Annotated in this window: 19 protein-coding genes; 11 read left to right on the plus strand and 8 right to left on the minus strand. The window is 68.9% G+C overall.

The genetic code is table 11. The annotated features are described in order from the left end of the window. The first annotated feature begins 117 nt into the window (after positions 1-117). The 7 genes from typA to J2Z30_RS23920 all read left to right on the plus strand — a co-directional run bounded on the left by typA (position 118) and on the right by J2Z30_RS23920 (position 9,212). Positions 118-2,013 (plus strand): translational GTPase TypA, encoded by a 1,896-nt coding sequence (gene typA / locus J2Z30_RS23890; RefSeq protein ID WP_044570375.1) that lies wholly within the window; start codon positions 118-120, stop codon positions 2,011-2,013. A gap of 530 nt (positions 2,014-2,543) precedes the next feature. Beyond that, positions 2,544-4,175, plus strand: coding sequence for a peptide ABC transporter substrate-binding protein (locus tag J2Z30_RS23895; protein WP_044570372.1), 1,632 nt, complete (start codon positions 2,544-2,546; stop codon positions 4,173-4,175). Positions 4,176-4,260: 85 nt separating this feature from the next. Beyond that, entirely contained in the window at positions 4,261-5,190 is a 930-nt protein-coding gene (locus tag J2Z30_RS23900; RefSeq protein ID WP_044570369.1) for an ABC transporter permease, read from the plus strand. Beyond that, complete coding sequence (locus J2Z30_RS23905; RefSeq protein WP_044570367.1) at positions 5,183-6,142, plus strand: ABC transporter permease; 960 nt, start codon at positions 5,183-5,185, stop codon at positions 6,140-6,142. The genes J2Z30_RS23900 and J2Z30_RS23905 overlap by 8 nt, the downstream gene beginning before the upstream one ends. 26 nt (positions 6,143-6,168) lie before the next feature. Next, a complete protein-coding gene (locus J2Z30_RS23910) occupies positions 6,169-7,212 on the plus strand; it encodes an ABC transporter ATP-binding protein (protein WP_044581437.1) in 1,044 nt (347 codons plus the stop codon). After that, positions 7,205-8,362: an ABC transporter ATP-binding protein gene (locus tag J2Z30_RS23915; protein ID WP_044570364.1), complete on the plus strand. Its 1,158-nt coding sequence runs from the start codon at positions 7,205-7,207 to the stop codon at positions 8,360-8,362. The genes J2Z30_RS23910 and J2Z30_RS23915 overlap by 8 nt, the downstream gene beginning before the upstream one ends. A 328-nt stretch (positions 8,363-8,690) precedes the next feature. Further along, positions 8,691-9,212 (plus strand): hypothetical protein, encoded by a 522-nt coding sequence (locus J2Z30_RS23920; protein WP_044570361.1) that lies wholly within the window; start codon positions 8,691-8,693, stop codon positions 9,210-9,212. Between the two features lie 3 nt (positions 9,213-9,215). Here J2Z30_RS23920 and J2Z30_RS23925 read toward each other — a convergent pair whose 3' ends face one another. Genes J2Z30_RS23925 through J2Z30_RS23945 form a run of 5 tightly spaced genes read right to left on the minus strand, consistent with a single transcriptional unit; the run spans position 9,216 to position 14,994 of the window. Then, positions 9,216-10,247 carry an ABC transporter ATP-binding protein gene (locus J2Z30_RS23925; RefSeq protein ID WP_044570358.1) on the minus strand — a complete coding sequence of 344 codons (1,032 nt, stop codon included), beginning with the start codon at positions 10,245-10,247 and terminating at the stop codon, positions 9,216-9,218. After that, a complete protein-coding gene (locus J2Z30_RS23930) occupies positions 10,240-11,364 on the minus strand; it encodes an ABC transporter ATP-binding protein (RefSeq protein ID WP_044570355.1) in 1,125 nt (374 codons plus the stop codon). The genes J2Z30_RS23925 and J2Z30_RS23930 overlap by 8 nt, the downstream gene beginning before the upstream one ends. Before the next feature lie 2 nt (positions 11,365-11,366). Continuing rightward, positions 11,367-12,428, minus strand: coding sequence for an ABC transporter permease (locus J2Z30_RS23935; protein ID WP_044570352.1), 1,062 nt, complete (start codon positions 12,426-12,428; stop codon positions 11,367-11,369). Next, entirely contained in the window at positions 12,421-13,344 is a 924-nt protein-coding gene (locus tag J2Z30_RS23940; protein WP_044570349.1) for an ABC transporter permease, read from the minus strand. The genes J2Z30_RS23935 and J2Z30_RS23940 overlap by 8 nt, the downstream gene beginning before the upstream one ends. A gap of 3 nt (positions 13,345-13,347) precedes the next feature. Further along, the gene (locus J2Z30_RS23945) at positions 13,348-14,994 is read right to left on the minus strand and encodes a peptide ABC transporter substrate-binding protein (RefSeq protein ID WP_044570347.1); all 1,647 of its coding nucleotides are present in this window, start codon (positions 14,992-14,994) and stop codon (positions 13,348-13,350) included. A 301-nt stretch (positions 14,995-15,295) separates the two neighbouring features. Between J2Z30_RS23945 and J2Z30_RS23950 the strand changes: the two genes are divergently transcribed. Next, positions 15,296-16,420 carry an epoxide hydrolase family protein gene (locus J2Z30_RS23950; RefSeq protein ID WP_044570343.1) on the plus strand — a complete coding sequence of 375 codons (1,125 nt, stop codon included), beginning with the start codon at positions 15,296-15,298 and terminating at the stop codon, positions 16,418-16,420. A 10-nt stretch (positions 16,421-16,430) separates the two neighbouring features. Here the strand turns inward: J2Z30_RS23950 and J2Z30_RS23955 are convergent, their stop codons facing one another. Continuing rightward, positions 16,431-16,976: a TetR/AcrR family transcriptional regulator gene (locus J2Z30_RS23955; RefSeq protein ID WP_044570340.1), complete on the minus strand. Its 546-nt coding sequence runs from the start codon at positions 16,974-16,976 to the stop codon at positions 16,431-16,433. A 110-nt stretch (positions 16,977-17,086) separates the two neighbouring features. Between J2Z30_RS23955 and J2Z30_RS23960 the strand changes: the two genes are divergently transcribed. Both J2Z30_RS23960 and J2Z30_RS23965 read left to right on the plus strand, forming a co-directional pair. Continuing rightward, complete coding sequence (locus J2Z30_RS23960; protein WP_209468811.1) at positions 17,087-18,100, plus strand: NADP-dependent oxidoreductase; 1,014 nt, start codon at positions 17,087-17,089, stop codon at positions 18,098-18,100. Between the two features lie 117 nt (positions 18,101-18,217). Next, positions 18,218-18,418, plus strand: coding sequence for a hypothetical protein (locus J2Z30_RS23965; protein ID WP_044570337.1), 201 nt, complete (start codon positions 18,218-18,220; stop codon positions 18,416-18,418). 10 nt (positions 18,419-18,428) lie between these two features. Here the strand turns inward: J2Z30_RS23965 and J2Z30_RS23970 are convergent, their stop codons facing one another. Both J2Z30_RS23970 and J2Z30_RS23975 read right to left on the minus strand, forming a co-directional pair. Beyond that, a complete protein-coding gene (locus J2Z30_RS23970; protein ID WP_052701373.1) occupies positions 18,429-18,794 on the minus strand; it encodes a type II toxin-antitoxin system VapC family toxin in 366 nt (121 codons plus the stop codon). 62 nt (positions 18,795-18,856) lie between these two features. Next, on the minus strand, positions 18,857-19,132 hold the full coding sequence (locus J2Z30_RS23975; protein ID WP_044581435.1) for a hypothetical protein: 276 nt from the start codon (positions 19,130-19,132) through the stop codon (positions 18,857-18,859). A gap of 115 nt (positions 19,133-19,247) precedes the next feature. Here J2Z30_RS23975 and J2Z30_RS23980 point away from each other — a divergent pair, with 115 nt between their 5' ends. Then, positions 19,248-19,940 carry a M15 family metallopeptidase gene (locus J2Z30_RS23980; RefSeq protein ID WP_044570332.1) on the plus strand — a complete coding sequence of 231 codons (693 nt, stop codon included), beginning with the start codon at positions 19,248-19,250 and terminating at the stop codon, positions 19,938-19,940. Positions 19,941-20,020 lie beyond the last annotated feature (80 nt).

Here is a 20,020-nt window from a genome sequence, read left to right on the forward strand (position 1 = left end):
TCCGTCCCCGCGCCGTCCCCGTACCATGGGGGTGAGGCCGAGGCGTGATCAGCCCGGCGGAAGGCGCGCCGCCCAAGGAGCGCGCCGCCACCCAACAACCGGGAGAAGCGCGCTTTCATGCCCACGCGCCACGACATTCGTAACGTCGCCATCGTCGCCCACGTCGACCATGGCAAGACGACCCTCGTCGACGCCATGCTCAAGCAGGCGGGCGCGTTCGCCGCCCACCAGCAGGTGGACGACCGGGTCATGGACTCCAACGACCTGGAGCGCGAGAAGGGCATCACCATTCTCGCGAAGAACACCGCCGTGAAGTACCACCCGGCGGACGGCGGCGACCCCGTCACCATCAACATCATCGACACCCCCGGCCACGCCGACTTCGGCGGTGAGGTCGAGCGCGGTCTGTCCATGGTCGACGCGGTGGTCCTGCTGGTGGACGCCTCCGAGGGGCCACTGCCGCAGACCCGCTTCGTACTGCGCAAGGCGCTCCAATCCAAGCTGCCGGTGATCCTCTGCATCAACAAGACGGACCGCCCGGACTCCCGGATCGACGAGGTCGTCAACGAGGCGTACGACCTCTTCCTGGACCTGGACGCGACCGAGGAGCAGATCGAGTTCCCGATCGTCTACGCCTGTGCCCGTGACGGTGTGGCCTCGCTGACCAAGCCGGAGGACGGCACCGTCCCGGCCGACAGCGACAGCCTCCAGCCGTTCTTCTCCGCCCTGCTGGAGACCGTCCCGGCGCCGGAGTACGACGCGGCCGCGCCGCTGCAGGCCCATGTCACCAACCTGGACGCGGACAACTTCCTCGGCCGTATCGCGCTGCTCCGGGTCGAGCAGGGCGAGCTGAAGAAGGGGCAGACGGTCGCGTGGATCAAGCGCGACGGCACCATCTCCAACGTCCGGATCACCGAGCTGATGATGACCGAGGCGCTCACCCGCAAGCCCGCCGAGGTGGCCGGCCCCGGGGACATCTGCGCGGTCGCGGGCATCCCGGACATCATGATCGGCGAGACCCTGGCCGACCCGGAGAACCCGATCGCGCTGCCGCTGATCACCGTCGACGAGCCCGCGATCTCGATGACCATCGGCACCAACACCTCCCCGCTGGTCGGCCGCGGCCCCGGCGGCAAGGGCGCCGACAAGTCGGCCGTGAAGGACCGCAAGGTCACCGCGCGGCTGGTCAAGGACCGCCTGGAGCGCGAGCTGATCGGTAACGTCTCGCTGCGCGTGCTGCCCACCGAGCGCCCGGACGCCTGGGAGGTGCAGGGCCGCGGCGAGCTGGCGCTGGCCATCCTGGTGGAGACCATGCGCCGGGAGGGCTTCGAGCTCACCGTCGGCAAGCCGCAGGTGGTCACCCGGGAGGTCGACGGCAAGGTCCACGAGCCGATCGAGCGCATCACCATCGATGTGCCCGAGGAGCACATGGGCGCGGTCACCCAGCTCATGGGCACCCGCAAGGGCCGGATGGACAACATGTCCAATCACGGCTCCGGCTGGGTCCGCATGGAGTTCATCGTTCCCTCCCGCGGTCTGATCGGGTTCCGCACCGAGTTCCTGACCTCGACCCGCGGCACCGGTATCGCCCACTCCATCCACGAGGGCCACGAGCCGTGGTTCGGCGAGCTGAAGACCCGTAACAACGGCTCGCTGGTGGCCGACCGCTCGGGCGCGGTGACCGCCTTCGCGATGACCAACCTCCAGGAGCGCGGGGTGCTGTTCACCTCGCCGGGGACCGAGGTGTACGAGGGCATGATCGTCGGCGAGAACTCCCGCTCCGACGACATGGACGTCAACATCACCAAGGAGAAGAAGCTCACCAACATGCGGTCCTCCACCGCGGATGTGACCGAGTCCCTGGTCCCGCCGCGGCTGCTCTCGCTCGAGCAGTGCCTGGAGTTCTGCCGCGACGACGAGTGCGTCGAGGTGACGCCGGAGACGGTGCGGATCCGCAAGGTGGTACTGGACCAGAAGGAGCGCGCCCGCTCCGCCGCCCGCGCCAAGCGCTGACGCGCCCACCCGGGCCGCACGGTCCGTCACCCCATCGGTAGGGGTGGCGGACCGCTTGCGCTCTCGGCACCAGGGATCAAACGGTCTTCGCGTCAAGCGTGTTTGTCGGTGAGCAAGGAAGGAACCTTGAAAAGGTTCTTGTATCGCCTCCTTGCGGAGTGCGGGTCGCTGCCATGGCAGGAGGGTGTCAGTCAAGCGCTTATCCGGATTCGCGTGTCCGGATATCGGCGTCCGAGCTCCGCATGATGTGTTAACAGTCCGTTTCGCGTGTGTCTGTCTGGGGTAGTTTTGTCCGGATTTCGAAGCTCCGCGCGTAGATCCTGTGACCAAAGCGAGACCCATAAGGTGTGGTTTAAGGGCCGGACGTGCTCAATCATGGGGTCCATTGAGCTCGGGTCAACGGGTCACGCGCTTTGGGGGGCGCCGACTCACGAGCACACTGGGGCACCGCAGCTTTCTCCGTCGGGGTGACGGTGGACGATGCGCGTGCCCCCTCGCAGTGAACAAGTGGACTCATGAGGAGGAGCCCCATGCGTGGTGCCAAGAGCGCCAAGTGGGTTGCCATAGCCGGCGTCGTCTCTCTCGCCGCCACCGCGTGCGGTGGTGGCGGCGACAACGGCAGCGACAATGCCAACAGGAAGATCGATCCCAAGGGGATCGTCAGCTACGCCAACGGTGAGCCGCAGAACTCGCTGATGCCGGCCAACACCATGGAGGCGTACGGCAGCGTCGTCATCGACTCCCTCTTCACGGGTCTCGTCGGCTACGACAAGTCCGGCAACATCACGTACGAGAACGCCGAGTCGGTCACGCCGAACGACGACAACAGCGTGTGGACCGTCAAGTTGAAGCCGGGGTGGACGTTCCACAACGGCGAGAAGGTCACCGCCAAGACCTACGTCGACACGTGGAACTGGGACGCGAACCCGGCCAACGGCCAGCAGAACAGCGCCTGGTACCGCGATATCGAGGGTTACGACCAGGTCCACCCGGCGAAGGGCAAGGGCAAGGCCAAGGCCATGTCCGGCCTGAAGGTCGTCGACGACAACACCTTCACCATCAAGCTGGCGAACCCGATCCCGTACTTCGCGTACAAGCTCGCCTACTCCTCCTTCTACCCGCTGCCCTCGGGTGCGCTGAAGGACCCGAAGAAGTTCGGCGAGAACCCGGTCGGCAACGGGCCGTACAAGTTCAAGAGCTGGGACCACAAGAAGTCGATCCAGGTCAGCGCCTGGGACGGCTACAAGGGCCAGAGCAAGCCGAAGAACGGCGGCATCAACTTCAAGGCGTACACGTCGCCGCAGGCCGCGTACAACGACCTGCGCTCGGACAACGTCGACACCATGCCGCTGGTGCCGGACAGTGAGCTCGCCAACTACAAGCAGGACTTCGGCAAGCGCGCCATCAACACCGAGTTCTCCGCGATCAACACGATCAACCCCGCCTACTACACGAAGCAGTGGAAGGACGTCGACCGCAAGGTCGTCCAGGGCCTGTCGATGGCGATCGACCGCGACACCATCGCCAAGACCACCTTCTTCGGCAACCGTGAGCCGGCCACCGGCTGGGTCGCCAAGGGCGTGAAGGGCTACCAGCCCGACGCGTGCGGTGAGTACTGCAAGTTCAACCCGGCCAAGGCGAAGCAGTTCATCAAGGCGGGCGGCGGCGTCCCGGGCAACAAGATCTCGATCCAGTACAACGCCGACCAGCCGCACAAGGGCTGGGTCACCGCGGTCTGCAACAGCATCACCAAGACCACCGGTGTGAAGTGCGTGGGCGACCCGGTCACCGACTTCCAGGCCGACACCGAGATCCGTGACCAGAAGAAGGTCAAGTCGATCTACCGCTCCGGCTGGGTGCTCGACTACCCGTTCAACGGCAACTTCCTCGCCGACCTGTTCGGCACCGGCGTCGACGGCAACAAGGGCGACTTCTCCGACCCGAAGTTCGACGGGCTGGTGAAGAAGGCCGACAAGGCCAAGACCGTTGACGAGTCGGCGAAGCTGTACCAGGCCGCCGAGAAGGAACTGCGGAACACGATGCCCGGCATCCCCACGTTCTACAACAAGGTCAACTCGGCCTACTCGAACAACGTGAAGAAGATCGAGTTCGACCAGGCCGGCGACCCGGTCCTCTGGAACGTCGAGGTCTTCAAGAAGTAAGTCGCTACGGAGCAACGCGTCCCGCAGCGGCGTCCGGCGATGCCGGGCGCCGCTGCGGGCGGCTCCGGAATGGACGGAGGCACCTATGGGGCGCTACGTCGCGAGGCGACTGCTCCAGATGATCCCGGTGTTCATCGGGACGACCCTGTTGATCTTCCTTATGGTCAACGTGCTCCCCGGCGATCCCGTACGGGCGCTGTGGGGAGACAAGCCGCCGGACCCCGCGCAGGTCGCGCAGATCCGGCACGACAGAGGACTGGACCTTCCGCTGTGGGAGCAGTACCTGCACTACATGCGGGGTCTGTTCCAGGGGGATTTCGGCAGGACCATCGCCGGTAACCGACCGGTCCTCGACGAGATCTCGCGGGCGTTCCCGGTGTCGATGCGGCTCGCCGCCATGGCCTGGACCTTCGAGCTCGTCGTCGGCATCGTCCTGGGCGTCGTCGCAGGCATCCGGCGCGGCAAGGTCATCGACACCGCTGTCACACTGTTCACCCTGGTGGTTATCTCCGTCCCGATCTTCGTCATCGGTCTGGCGTGCCAGCTGTACTTCGGAAACAACCTCGGTTGGATCACACCGACCGTCCAGGACTCCACCAACTTGGGTCAGTTGATGGTCCCGGCACTGGTGCTCGGCATGGTCGGCCTCGCGTACGTGGCCCGGCTGACCCGCACCTCGATCGCGGAAAACCGGTCCGCCGACTACATCCGCACCGCCACCGCCAAGGGGCTGCCGCGCAGGCGGATCATCACGGTGCACCTGCTGCGCAACTCGCTGATCCCCGTGGTCACCTACCTCGGCACCGACATCGGCAGTCTCATGGCCGGCGCCGTCGTGACGGAGGGCATCTTCAATGTGACCGGCGTCGGCAACCTGCTCTTCGAGGCGCTCGCCCGCCGCGAGGGTGCGGTCATCGTCGGCATCGTCACCGTTCTGGTGCTCGTCTATCTCCTCGCCAGCCTGCTCGTCGACCTGCTTTACGCGGTCCTGGACCCGAGGATTCGTTATGCCTGACCTCACCAAGACCCCGTCCGCGAGCGAGGAAGCCGCCGCGATCGTCGCGGGCACGCCCGTCACCTCGGACGCCGGTCCGGCGCCCGAGAAGCCGCGCAGCCTCGGCGCCGACGCCTGGCGGGGCCTGCGCCGCAATCCGCTGTTCGTGGTCTCGGGGCTGCTGATCCTGGTGATCCTGCTCGTCGCCGCGTTCCCCGGTCTGTTCACCGGCGCCAACCCGGACACCGGCGACCAGGCCAACCACTTCCTGGGCAAGCCGAACCTCGGCCATGTCTTCCAGGAGGACTGGTTCGGCTATGACGGCACGGGCCGCAGCCTGTACGCGCGGGTGCTCTACGGCGCCCGCAACTCGATCATCGTCGGCCTCGGCGTGACGGTCCTCGTCACCCTCTTCGGCGGTCTGATGGGCATGCTCGCAGGCTACTTCGGCGGGTTCTGGGACAGCCTCATCTCGCGTCTGACCGACGTGTTCTTCGGCATCCCGTTCCTGCTCGGCTCGATGGTCGTGCTCAACGCGTTCACCGATCGCACCGTCTGGGTGGTCATGGGTGCGCTGGCCTTCCTGGGCTGGACGCAGATCGCCCGTGTCATGCGCGGCGCGGTCATCACGACCAAACACGCCGACTACGTCGTGGCGGCCAAGGCCCTGGGCGCCGGCACCAGGCGGATCCTGTTCCGGCATATCCTGCCGAACGCGATCGCACCGGTGATCGTCGTCGCGACCATCTCGCTCGGCACGTACATCGTCGCCGAGTCGACGCTGTCCTATCTGGGTCTCGGACTCGGTGACGGCTCCATCTCCTGGGGCGGCGACATCTCGGACGGCACCCAGTTCATCCGCAACTTCCCGCACGTACTGCTCTTCCCGGCCGGCGCCCTGAGCATCACCGTGCTGGCGTTCATCATGATGGGCGACGCCGTGCGCGAAGCCCTCGACCCGAAGCTGCGCTGAGGGAGGCGTACGTGACCATCACCGACATGCCTGCGGACGTCCCCGTCCCGCGCTCGGGCGAGGACCACGGCAGCAAGCTGCTCGACGTGCGCGATCTGCACGTCGAGTTCCACACCCGCGACGGCATCGCCAAGGCCGTCAACGGAGTCAACTACAGCGTGGACGCGGGCGAGACGCTCGCCGTGCTCGGTGAGTCCGGCTCCGGAAAGTCCGTGACCGCCCAGGCGATCATGGGCATCCTCGACATGCCGCCCGGCAGGATCCCGCAGGGCGAGATCTTCTTCCGTGGCCAGGACATGCTGAAGATGTCCGCCGAGGAGCGCCGGAAGATCCGCGGCAACAAGATCGCGATGATCTTTCAGGACGCGCTGTCCTCCCTGAACCCGGTGCTCTCCGTCGGCTACCAGCTCGGCGAGATGTTCCGGGTGCACGAGGGGCTCTCGCGCAAGGAGGCCAAGACCAAGGCCATCGAGCTGATGGACCGGGTCCGTATTCCGGCGGCCAAGGAGCGGGTGAGCGACTATCCGCACCAGTTCTCCGGCGGTATGCGCCAGCGCATCATGATCGCCATGGCGATGGCGCTGGAGCCGGACCTGATCATCGCCGACGAGCCGACCACGGCGCTCGACGTGACGGTCCAGGCCCAGGTCATGGAGCTGCTCGCGGAGCTCCAGCGCGAGTACCACATGGGTCTGATCCTGATCACCCATGACCTGGGCGTGGTGGCGGACGTCGCCGACAAGATCGCCGTGATGTACGCGGGCCGGATCGTCGAGACCGCCCCCGTGCACGAGCTCTACAAGCGCCCGGCCCATCCGTACACCCGGGGCCTGCTGGACTCCATCCCGCGCCTGGACCGCAAGGGGCAGGAGCTCTACGCGATCAAGGGGCTGCCGCCCAATCTGCTCAAGATCCCCACGGGCTGTGCCTTCAACCCGCGCTGCCCCAAGGCGGAGGACATCTGCCGTACGGACGTCCCCGCCCTGGTGCCGGTCACCGAGCAGGACGGCACGGAGCTGCCGGGCCGCGGCAGCGCCTGCCACTTCTGGAAGGAGACCCTCCATGGCTGACGCCGAGAAGAACGAGAAGGCCATGGAACCGGCCGCGGACGCCACCCCCAACGTCACGGAGGTGGAGACGGTCGAGGCGGCCACCGAGGACGCCGCGGTCGCCGCGATCGAGGCCAAGGTCGACCGCGGTGAGCCGATCCTCCAGGTGCGCAATCTGGTCAAGCACTTCCCGCTGACCCAGGGCATCCTCATCAAGCGGCAGATCGGCGCGGTCAAGGCGGTCGACGGCATCTCCTTCGACCTCTACCAGGGCGAGACCCTCGGCATCGTCGGCGAGTCCGGCTGCGGCAAGTCCACCGTCGCCAAGCTGCTGATGACCCTGGAGACCGCCACCGCGGGCGAGGTCTTCTACAAGGGCCAGGACATCACCCGGCTGTCGGGCCGCGCGCTGCGGGCCGTCCGCCGCAACATCCAGATGGTGTTCCAGGACCCGTACACCTCGCTCAACCCCCGGATGACGGTGGGCGACATCATCGGGGAGCCCTTCGAGATCCACCCCGAGGTGGCCCCGAAGGGCGACCGCCGCCGCAAGGTCCAGGATCTCCTGGACGTGGTGGGGTTGAACCCGGAGTACATCAACCGCTACCCCCACCAGTTCTCCGGCGGCCAGCGCCAGCGCATCGGCATCGCGCGCGGCCTCGCCCTCAACCCCGAGATCATCATCTGCGACGAGCCGGTCTCCGCGCTCGACGTGTCCGTCCAGGCACAGGTCATCAACCTGATGGAGGGACTGCAGGACGAGTTCAACCTGTCCTACATCTTCATCGCCCACGACCTGTCCATCGTCCGGCATATCTCCGACCGGGTCGGCGTGATGTACCTGGGCAAGATGGCCGAGATCGGCTCCGACACCGAGATCTACGACCACCCGACGCACCCCTACACCCAGGCGCTGCTGTCGGCCGTCCCGGTCCCGGACCCGGAGTCGCGCGAGGGCCGCGAGCGCATCATCCTCACCGGCGACGTCCCCTCCCCGGCCAACCCGCCCTCCGGCTGCCGCTTCCGCACCCGCTGCTGGAAGGCCCAGGACAAGTGCGCCAAGGAGATCCCCCTCCTCGCCATCCCCGAGCGTTTCGCCGGCACGGACTCGCCCGCGGCGCATGAGTCGGCGTGCCACTTCGCGGAGGAAAAGGACGTGGTCCACGCCTGACGCTCCCGCGCGAGCCGCGGTCGAACGACGAGGGCCGCCCGGACCATGACCACCACGGCCGGGCGGCCCTCGCCGTCGTTCAGGATCGCTTGATCTGACGCAACTAATTTGTCAAACGTTTTCCAAGGGGGGTACCCCACCCCCGGCAATCCGGAACCGGTCCGGCGGCCCGGCAACGGCCTCGGCCTCCGAGCGCCGGCGCCGCCACCAACTCCCACCCCCAGAGCCCGGCGCCCGGCGGCGGCGCCTCGCCCCCCACCCCCTGACCCATGCTCAAATGCGCCGAAGGCGCGAGACGGCGCCGCGCCGCGTCTCGTAGGGTCGTGGCATGACTGCCCCTCACTCACCGGTCTATCAGGCGTACTACACCCGCACGCCCCTTCAGCTCTTCTCGGGCCTCGGCTGGAAGCGGCTGGTGGCGTTCCGGGCCGATGAGTCGGGCGTCACCCTGGGCGGCCCCGTGACGCGCTACCGCCGGTTCACCGCCGTCGTGCCGTGGCGGGACATCGAAGCCGTCGTCGTATGGGCCACGAAGAAGACCATGGAGAGGCCGATACGGCGGATAGGTCTGAAGCTGCGGCAGGGCGTGCCGGACGTTCCCGGCCCGGACTCGACGATCAGCCCGCAGACCGCCGCGAGTGCCGCGCCGCATATTGAGTACCAGGTCGTCAGGAACAACCGGGTCATCGTCTTCTGGAAGGTGGACCACATCCGGCTTGCCACCGCCATGCAGGTGTTCGCGCCGCAAGTGCAACTGCGTGTCCATCCGGTGCACAAGGTGGTGCCCCAGGGGCCGGGCACGCTGCTGGGGAACGGCTCCGGTGGGAGCATATTCGACATTTTGCCCTGAACGTCATGCGCTGACCTCCGCGCGCTCCTCCGCGAAGTGGCACGCCGAGGCGTGCGCGGCCGCCCCCGCCAAGCCCGGCGGCACCGCCAGCACCGGCACCTCCGCCGCGCAGCGTTCCTGGGCCTTCCAGCAGCGGGTGCGGAAGCGGCAGCCGGAGGGCGGGTTGGCCGGGGAGGGGACGTCGCCGGTGAGCAGGATGCGTTCTCGGCGGGTTCGGGCGCCGGGGTCGGGGACCGGGACGGCCGACAGCAGGGCCTGGGTGTAGGGGTGGGTGGGGTGGTCGTAGATCTCTCGGCCGGTGCCCGTTTCGGCGAAGCGGCCCAGGTACATCACGGCGACCCGGTCGGAGATGTGGCGGACCACCGACAGGTCGTGGGCGATGAAGATGTAGGACAGGTTGAACTCGTCCTGCAGGCCCTCCATCAGGTTGACCACCTGCGCCTGGACCGAGACGTCCAGCGCCGAGACCGGTTCGTCCGCGACGATGATCTCCGGTCGTAGCGCCAGTCCCCGGGCGATGCCGATGCGCTGGCGCTGGCCGCCGGAGAACTGGTGGGGGTAGCGGTTGATGTGCTCGGGGTTCAACCCCACCACGTCCAGGAGATCCTGGACCGTCCGCCGCCGGTCGCCCTTGGGCGCCACCTCGGGGTGGATCTCGAAGGGCTCCCCGATGATGTCGCCCACCGTCATCCGGGGGTTGAGCGAGGTGTACGGGTCCTGGAAGACCATCTGGATGTTGCGGCGGACGGCGCGCAGGGCGCGGCCCGAGAGCCCGGCGATGTCCTCGCCCCGGTAGTGGATCGTCCCGGCGGTCGGTCGTTCCAGGCTGACCAGCAGCTTGGCGACGGTGGACTTGCCGCAGCCGGACTCGCCGACGATGCCGAGGGTCTCCCCGCGCCGCAGGGCGAAGGAGACCGTGTCGACCGCCCGGACGGCGCCGATCCGCCGCTTTACCAGCACCCCCCGCGTCAGCGGATAGTGCTTGGCGAGATCGCGGACCTCGAGGACCGGCTCGGCGGTCCCGGTCTCAGGCATTGACGGCGTCGAGGGCATCGAGTTCGTCCTTCCAGAAGTGGCAGGCGCTGGTCCGCCCGCCCGCCGCCGGGGCCGTGCCGGACGCCGGGGCCGTGCCGGACGCCGGGCCCTCGCCCGCCGCCGACACCTCGTACAGCGGCGGCCGTTCGACGCGGCAGACCTCCTGGGCGCGCGGGCAGCGGGGGTGGAAGGGGCAGCCGGGGGGCAGGGCGAGTGGGCTGGGCGGCGCTCCCTTGATCGCGTAGAGCTTCCCGCCGCGGTGACCTCCGTGGCTCCCGTGACGCCCATGCTCCCCGTGACCCCGGCGGGCTTGCCCGCCCCCGTGGTCCACGCGCGGTACGGAGTCCAGCAGTCCGCGGGTGTACGGGTGGGCTGGGCGGCGGTAGAGGTCGCGCACCGGCGCGGTCTCCACGATCCGGCCCGCGTACATCACGGCGATGGTGTCGGCCACGTCCGCGACCACGCCCAGGTCATGGGTGATGAGGACGAGCCCCATCGCGTACTCGCGGCGCAACTCCGCGAGCAGCTCCATGACCTGGGCCTGGACGGTGACGTCCAGAGCGGTGGTCGGCTCGTCGGCGATGATCAGGTCCGGCTCCAGCGCCATCGCCATGGCGATCATGATGCGCTGGCGCATACCGCCGGAGAACTGATGCGGATAGTCCCCGGCCCGCTGTCCCGCCGCCGGAATGCGGACCCGGTCCATCAGCTCGACCGCCCGCCCCCGGGCGTCCTTGCGGGACATCCCGCGGTGCACCTCGTACATCTCGGCGAGCTGGGCGCCCACGGGAATCACCGGGTTGAGGGCGGAGAGCGCGTCCTGGAAGATCATCGCCAGCGCGGCGCCCCGGATCCGGCGGCGTTCCTCCGCGCCCATCGTCAGCAGGTCCCGCCCCTGGAACAGCACCTGGCCGCCGGTGATCCGGCCGGGCGGGGAGTCGAGGATGCCCATGATCGCCTGGGCGGTCACCGACTTGCCGGAGCCCGACTCGCCCAGCACGGCCAGCGTCTGACCGGCCTCGACGGCGTACGAGACACCGCCGACGGCCTCGGCGATCCCGTCCCGGGTGCGGAATTCCACGCGCAGGTCGCGTACGTCCAGCAGGCGGGCCGCCATGGCTAGCGCAGCTTGGGGTCTAGGGCGTCGCGCACCGCGTCGCCGAGCATGATGAACGCGAGCACCGTGATGGACAGCGCCCCGGCCGGCCACAGCAGCATGTGCGGGGCGTTGCGGATCTGGGTTGCGGCCGAGGAGATGTCGATCCCCCAGGAGACGGTGGGCGGTTTGAGCCCCACGCCGAGGAACGACAGCGTGGCCTCCAGTGAGATGTAGGTGCCCAGTGCGATGGTCGCGACGACGATCACGGGCGCCACGGCGTTGGGCGCGATATGGCGCAGCAGCGTCCGGCCGCTGCCCGCGCCGAGCACCCGCGCCGCCTGCACGTAGTCGTGCTCCTTGACGGTCACCACCGAGCCGCGCGCGATCCGGGAGATCTGTGGCCAGCCCAGCAGCACGATGAAGCCCACCACCGGCCAGACCGAGCCGCTGGTGACCACCGACAGGAAGACCAGCCCGCCCAGCAGGATCGGGATGCCGAAGAAGACATCGGCGATCCGCGAGAGCAGCGCGTCCCACCAGCCGCCGAAGTACCCGGCGAGTCCGCCCAGCACGCTGCCCAGCAGCGCCGCGCCGAGGGTGGCGCAGATGCCGACGGTGATGGAGGCGCGGGCGCCGTAGACCGTGCGGGTGTAGACATCGCGGCCCTGGAGGTCGTAGCCGAAGGGGTGGCCGGGGGCCGGGCCGTCCTGCGCCCTGGCCAGGTCGCCGTGGTACGGATTTCCGCTCGCGATCAGCTGCGGCCAGATCGCGATCACGACGAGGAAGAGGATGATCAGCGCGGAGGCGACGAAGATCGGATTGCGGCGCAGATCGTGCCAGGCGTCGGTCCACAGCCCCCGTCCGGTGGGCGCGGCCGGTCCGCCGGAGCGGCGGCCGGGCTCCCCGCGCCAGGGGAGCGGAAGGCGCCGCCAGGGGCCGCGCCGTGGTCCGCCCTTCGGAGGTGGCCCGCCCTTCGGCGTCCGGGGGCCGGAGGCGGTGGGGTCCACCGGACGGCCGCCGCCGCTCCCGGGCGGTGCGATCGCCTCGGTCGTGTCGTAGCGCGTGTCAAAGGGCTCAGGCATACCGGATCCTCGGGTCGAGCACGGCGTAGAGGAGGTCGACGAGCAGATTGGCGAGCAGGAAGACGATCACCAGGATGGTCACGAAGCCGACGACGGTCGGCGAGTTCTGGCGCAGGATGCCCTGGTAGAGCTGGTAGCCCACGCCGTGGATGTTGAAGATCCGCTCGGTGACGATGGCCCCGCCCATGAGCGCGCCGATGTCCGTGCCGATGAAGGTCACCACCGGGATCAGCGAGTTGCGCAGCAGATGGCGGGTGACGATCCGGTGGCGCGGCAGCCCCTTGGCGACGGCGGTACGGACGTAGTCGGCGCGGGCGTTCTCCACGATGGAGGTACGGGTGAGGCGGGTGGTGTACGCGAGCGAGACCAGCCCCAGCACCACCCCGGGCAGCAGCAGTTCGTTCAGCGGCGCCTCCGGCGAAACCGACGGCCTGGCCCAGCCCCACGTCACGCCGAACAGATACTGCAGCACCGTGCCGCTGACGAAGGTCGGGACGGAGACCACGACCAGGGTGAGCAGCAGCACCGAGGTGTCAAGACCCCGGCCCCGGCGCAGCCCGCTGAGGACGCCCAGGGTGATCCCCAGCGCCATCTCGAAGGCGACCGCGACGAGGGTGAGCCGGAGGGTGACCGGGAACGCGCTCGCCATCAGCTCGGTCACCGGCTGCCCGTTGAAGGCCGTACCGAAGTGGCCGCTGAAGATCTGCCCCATGTAGTGCGCGTACTGCCGCCACAGCGGCTCATCCAGATAGAGGTCTTCACGGATCCGGGCGGCGGTGGCGGGGTCGGGGGCCTTGTCGCCGAAGAGCGCGGCCACCGGGTCGCCGAGCGCGTACACCATGAAGAAGATCAGGAAGGTGGAGCCGATGAAGACCGGGATCATCTGCAGCAGCCGCCGCAGCGTATAGCGGCCCATGGCTCAGCCGACCCTGATCTGTGAGTAGACCGGCACGCTGAACTGATTGAGCGCCACCTCGCTGAGCCGCTGCGAATAGCCCGCGCTGCCGTTCTGGTACCAGAGCGGGATCGCGGGCATCTGCTCGGCGAGGATCTTCTCCGCGTCCCGGAAACCGGCGATGGCGCGGCCGTCGGCGGAGGTGGCGTTGGCCTGGTTCACCAGCCGGTCGAAGCCGGTGTCGCTGAAGTGGCCGTCGTTGGAGGAGGCGCCGGTGTAGTACAGCGGCTGGAGGAAGTTCTGGATCAGCGGATAGTCCATCTGCCAGCCGGCCCGGAACGGCCCGGTCATCTTCTTCCCCGCCATCTTGTTGCGGTAGTCGGCGAAGGTGCCGACCGGTTTGCCGACACAGGCCCGGTCGTTCCGCAGCACGGTGTTGACGCTGTTGCAGACCGCGTCCACCCAGTCCTTGTGGGAGCCGGTGTCGGCGTTGTACGTGATCGTCATCCGGCCGCCGGGCAGCCCGCCACCCGCCTTGATCAGCTTGCGTGCCCGGACCGGGTCGTAGCGGCAGGAGTCCCCGCACAGCCCCGGCTGATAGCCGCCCTGGCTGCGCAGGACCGGCGAGGTCCAGTCGGTCGCGGGGGTGCGGGTGCCCTGGAAGATCCGCTCGGTGATCTGCGCCCGGTTGATCGCCATCGAGATGCCCCGGCGGACCTTGGCCTTCGCCGGGCCGCTCCAGGTGCGGTCGTACATCGGGAAGGTGAGGGTCTGGATGATCCCGGCGGGCTGGTTGATGTAGCGGTTGCCGAGATCGGAGCGTACGAACTTCAGCTGCTGCGCCGGGACATCGTCGACCAGATCGAGATTGCCCGCCTGGAGATCGGTGTAGGCGGTGTTGCTATCGGTGTAGACGCGGAGGTCGACGCCCTTGTTACGGGCCTTGTCCGGGCCGGGGTAGCCGTCCCAGGCGCGCAGCTTCATCACCGAGCCCTTGGCGTACGACCGCACCTGGTACGGGCCGTTGCCGATGGGCTTCCTCAGCCAGGCGGCGTGGTCCTCGAAGAACGCCCGGGGCAGCGGCACATAGGCGTTGTAGCCGAGGGTCTTGGGCCAGGTGGAGAACTTCTGGGTGAGCCGGACGGTGAAGGTCCGGTCGTTCCTGACCCGCAGCCCGGAGAGGGCCTTGGCGGTGGGGGCGCCGCCGGAGGCGGGGTGGACCTTGTCATAGCCCTCGATGTACTCGAAGAAGTAGGCGTTGCGCTGCTTGTGGTCGATCCGGGCGCCGTAGTTCCAGGCGTTCACGAAGGACGCGGCGGTGACCTTCTCACCGTTGGCGAACCGCCGGCCCTTCTTGAGGGTGATGGTGTAGTTGCGCTGGTCGGAACTCTCGATCCGCTCCGCGAGCGCGTTCTTGGCCTCGCCGGTCCTCGGGTCGTAGCGCTTGAGCCCCCGGAAGATCATGTCGAGGACCTTGCCGCCCTGGACGTCATTGGTGTTGGCGGGCTCCAGCGGATTGGGGGGATCCCCCCAGGAGGAGCGGACGACACCGGCGTCGTCGCCGCTGTCCCCGCCGCCGCAGGCTGTCGCGGTGGCCGCGGCCGTCACGATCAGGACGACGGCGCGCAGGGAAGGACGGGCACGCAGGGAATACGGGGCTCCGCGACGCATGGCGCCTCCCGACGATCCGGTCCAAGATCGGCCTTACGGGGCGTCCGGCGGATCGATCCCCTCCCCGCCCCTTCCCGAAACTGGGGCTCCGCCCCAGACCCCGGGGGTCCAGGGGCGAAGCCCCTGGTTCCGGGAAGGGGCGGGGAGGGGAGCAGCCCGCCGCAGGCGACAAGATCAGTCGGACACCACCTAGGCCCATCTGACATCCGCACCGCCGGTGGCGCACGTCGATGACCGCTGTCCGGGGTGGCGGAGGCGTCGCGGACACTCCCCGTCCGCGACCGCGCCTACCGTGCGGCCCATGGAGATCCGTCCCTTCCGTATCGCCGTCCCCGAAGCCGACCTCGACGATCTGCGCCGACGCCTGGAACGCACTCGCTGGCCGGAGCGGCTCCCGGGCGCCGGCTGGTCCGACGGTGCCTCGCCCGACCATGTCCGCGAGCTGGCCGGGTACTGGGCCACCGGGTTCGACTGGCGGGCGCGAGAGGCGCGGCTGAACGCGTTTCCGCAGTTCACCACCGAGATCGACGGACAGCGGGTGCACTTCCTCCAGGTCCGCTCGCCCGAACCGGATGCCCTGCCGCTGCTGATCACTCATGGCTGGCCGGGTTCGGTCGCGGAGTTCACCGAGGTCATCGGCCCGCTGACCGATCCGCGCGGACACGGCGGCGACCCGGCCGACGCCTTCCACGTCGTCGTCCCGTCCCTCCCCGGATTCGCCTTCTCCGCCCCGCCGCGCGAGCCCGGCTGGGGCATCCGCCGCATCGCCACCGCGTGGACGGAGCTGATGCGGCGCCTGGGGTACGAGCGCTACGGCACGCAGGGCGGCGACTTCGGGTCGCTGATCTCTCCCGAGGTGGCGCGGGTGGCGCCGGCCCGGGTCGTCGGCGTTCATGTCAACGCGCTGGTGACCGCGGGGTCGGCCGGCGCGACGGATCCGGAGGAGCTGACCCCGGCCGAGCGCTCACGCCTCACCGGTCTCGAACGCTGGCACCGCGAGCTCTCCGGCTACGCCGCCATCCAGGGCACCCGCCCCCAGACCCTGTCCTACGGCCTCGCCGACTCGCCCGTCGGCCAACTCGCCTGGAACGTGGACTGGTTCGCCGCCCACGGCGACAAACCGGATGCCCTCGACCGCGACGCGGTCCTGACGAACGTCTCCCTGTACTGGTTCACCAACACGGCGGGCCCCTCCGCCCGCCTCTACAAAGAGGCCGCCTCGGCCTGGGGCGCGGCCCCCGAGCGCTCAGGGGTCCCCACCGGCGTCGCGGTCTTCGCGGGCGACACCGCGATCCGCCGTCTCGCCGAGCCATGGCATGCGATCACCCACTGGTCGGAGTTCGGGACGGGCGGCCACTTCGCGGCGATGGAGGTCCCGGAGCTGCTGGTGGGCGACGTACGGACGTTCTTCCGCGACCTGCGCTGACCTGCGCCGATCATTTCGTCAGGATCGCGCTCGCGACGACCTCGAAGAGGTGCTCGGCGCGTGACGCGAGCGAGGGCTGGTCGCCCAGCCATGCGAGCGCCGCGATCAGCGCGAACAGATCGGTGCCATCGATGTCCGTCCGCGCCATGCCCGCGGCCTGGGCACGGGCGAGGAGCCGCGCCCCGGCCGCGCGCAGGGTGACGCACGAAGCGTGGAGTGCGGATTCGGTGTCCTCGATGGCGGCCGCCATCAGCACGGTCACCCCCCGATACTCGGTTGTCCACGCCACGCAGTCGCGTAGCCACGAAGCGAGAGCGTCTTCGGGCGAGCTCGACGTTTCGAGCTCGTCCGCCTTTGCCGTCAGCTCGTCGAAGCTCGTGTGGAGCAGGGCCTCGAGCAGCGCCTCGCGGGTCGGAAAGTGGCGGAGCAGCGTTGCGAGCCCCACGTCGGCCTTGCGCGCGATGTCGCGCAGCGACGCGTCGACGCCTTGCTCGGCGATGACGGTGCCCGCGACTGCGAGCAGGTGGTCACGGTTCTTCCTGGCGTCGGCCCGCATCTGCCCCTCTTGACTATCCGGACCAGTGGTCCATATATTCGGATCAGTGGTACGGATATATGGACCACTGATCCGATCAGCGTATCCCGCGGCGCGGGCAGGAGAAAATGATGTCGACACGCACGATGAGGGCGATCCGGCTGCACGACTTCGGCGGCCCCGAGGTGCTGCGTTATGAGGAGGCGCCGGTCCCCGAACCGGGGCCGGGTGAGGTGCTCGTCCGCGTGCACGCGGTCGGCATCAACCCTCCCGACTGGTACGTGCGCGAGGGAATGCGCGAACTGCCTCCCGAGCTCAAGCCCCCGTTCGATCTCCCCTTGATTCCGGGGACCGACGTCTCGGGCGTCGTGGAAGCCGTCGCCGCCGACGTCAACGGCTTCGCGGTCGGAGACGAGGTGGTCGGCCTGCTGCGCTTCCCCATCGCTCTCCAGGGCGGCGCATACGCCGAGTACGTCACCGCGCCGGCGTCCGACCTCGCCCCCAAGCCGGCCGCCATCGACCATGTGCACGCCGCCGGGCTGCCCATGTCGGGGTTGACGGCGTGGCAGTTCTTGATCGAGCTCGGGCACGACCATCCCTCGCCGTTCCAAGAAGCCCGGCACCGCCCGATGGCACTCGACAGCGAGACCACGGTGCTCATCAACGGCGCCGCCGGTGGCGTGGGGCACCTCGCTCTCCAACTGGCCAAGTGGAAGGGAGCCCGCGTCATCGCCGTGGCCTCCGGCGCCCACGAGACGTTCCTGCGCGAGCTCGGCGCCGACGAGTTCATCGACTACACCAAGGAGCGGCCCGAGGAGGTCGCCCGTGACGTCGATCTCGTCCTGGACAACGTCGGGGGTCCCGACAGCAGGCGCTTCCTGCGCACCCTCAAGCGTGGCGGATCCCTCTACCCGGTGTACTTCGCCGAGTTCGACGACGAGGAGAACGCGAAGCTGGGCGTCACGGTCACCGCCACCCAGGTCCGCTCGAACGGCGCGCAACTCGCCGAACTGGGGCTTCTGCTCGACGCGGGCACGGTTCGCGTCGCGGTGGACAGCACGTTTCCGCTCGCGGATGCCCGAGCGGCGCACGAACGCGCCGCCCGAGGGCATATCCAAGGCAAGATCGTGCTCACGGTCGCCTAGGAACGGGCCGTTCGGACGCGCGGCGAAGGCGGAGGCATCGCTGCTCGGGAGGGGTCCCGGGCGGCCCCGGGGAGGATGGGCCGCCCGTAGCCGAGGTGAACGTAAGGAAGTTCCGCCATGACCCCCGTACAAGTCGACTGGCTGTCCATCGTGCTCGGTCCCCTCGCCCTCATCGCGCTGGCGTTCGCCTTCTCCGCGCAGCGCTCAGCGGTCAAGCGGGGCGAATCCATGCCCGGCTGGGGCAAGGCCGTACAGGGCGTGGGGATCGCCTTTGTGCTGTTCGTGGCCCTGTCCAACATGGCGTGGGGAAGTCCGTGAGGGAGTTGAATCAGACCTGCTGCACGGCCACCAGCTTGCCTCGGCTGTCAAGCCGGTCGAGCAAATGCCGAATGTCGTCGGGGTCGGAGGTGACGATCGCCGCCTTCTGCCGCGCGGCGAGCACCGCGACCGCTCCGTCCACCGGATCCGACGTTCCCGCTCGGGCCAGCAACTCCCCGATCTCCCGAGCCGCTGTCTCGTCCATGACCGCCACATCGCACCCGTTGAGCATCTGCGCCAAGCGTGCCTGGCGTGCCCCGTCCCGCCATACCTGCGCGACCACAGGCGCGGGCACCTGGGGCACACCACCCGCCGTGAGATAGGCCCGGTGGGCCCGCCAGACCTTGGTCTGGGATCGCTCAGCAGCGATCAGCATTCCCGCGTCATAGACAACGGGTCGTAGTACCGTCATCGGCTGTCCCCCCGAGCGCTTGGCTATCAAGCCGCGTGATCGCCGACACCGGACTCGCCGTCCGTGACGGGCCTCGTGACCGTGTCCATGAATTCATCCACCCACGCCTGCTCCTCCGGGGTGGGTGGACCGATCTCCGCCAGCACCTCTTCCGCCGCGATCAGCCCTGCCTCGATCTTGGCCGCGTGCTCTGCCGCGCGCGAGAGCCAGGCCGAAACGCTCATGCCCTCGCGATCCGCCGCTTCCTTGGCGGCGCTCAGGGTCTCGCTCGGGATCGTGATCGTGACACGTTCGAGGCTCATACCGGCGATCATACGGACGGGCTGCCCGTTCCGGGCGCCTGTGGACGGTGGTTCATCCGAACGTGGGGACGGGCAGATTGTGGGACGGCCCACCGGCACGTGTGAGGAGAGCCCCATGACCAGCTCGCCCTTCCCGGCAGATCACTCGCCCTTCCCCGCAGATCAGCGGATCGTCCTGATCGGCGACCCACGGGTCAGGGCGGTGCCGGTGCGCGAATGTGGTGAACCGCTGGTCGACTGCCGGGGGCGGATGCGCGTGGACGTCCGGCGGGCCGATCCCGCGGGGCACTTCGCGCACCTCCGGGCCGGAGTCGCCGAACGTCTCGAGCGGGCCGAGAAGTCGCTGCCCGGCGACTGGCGGTGGTTGCTGGTCGAGGGCTACCGGCCCCCGGCGCTCCAGCGGGAGATCTTCGATGGCTACGCGGCCACGCTGCGGAAGCTCGATCCGGGCGCCGACGAGGAGCGGATCCGGACGGCGGCCAGCCGCTGGTGCGCCCCGGCGGAGACGGCCGGACATGTCGCCGGGGCGGCGATCGACCTCACTGTATGCACACGGGACGGTACGGAGATCGACATGGGCAGCCCGGAGGCCGCGACACCGGAGGAGAGCGGCGGGGCCTGCTACACCCACGCCCCCGGCCTGTCCGAATGGGCCCGCGGGAACCGGGCGTTGATGATCGAGGCGCTGTCCTCGGTCGGCATGGTCAACTACCCCACCGAGTGGTGGCACTGGTCCTACGGCGACCGCTACTGGGCCTGGTCCACGGCCGCCCCCACGGCCGTCTACGGCCCCGTCCCGGAGCCCTGATCAGCGCGCGGGGCGGAATGGGGCGGCGTGAGACGGTCCTCACGTGTGGGCCGGGCGAAGAGCGCTCCCTTGTATGAGTT

Origin of the sequence: Streptomyces iranensis, assembly GCF_017874715.1 — a bacterium.
Lineage (GTDB): Bacteria > Actinomycetota > Actinomycetes > Streptomycetales > Streptomycetaceae > Streptomyces > Streptomyces iranensis.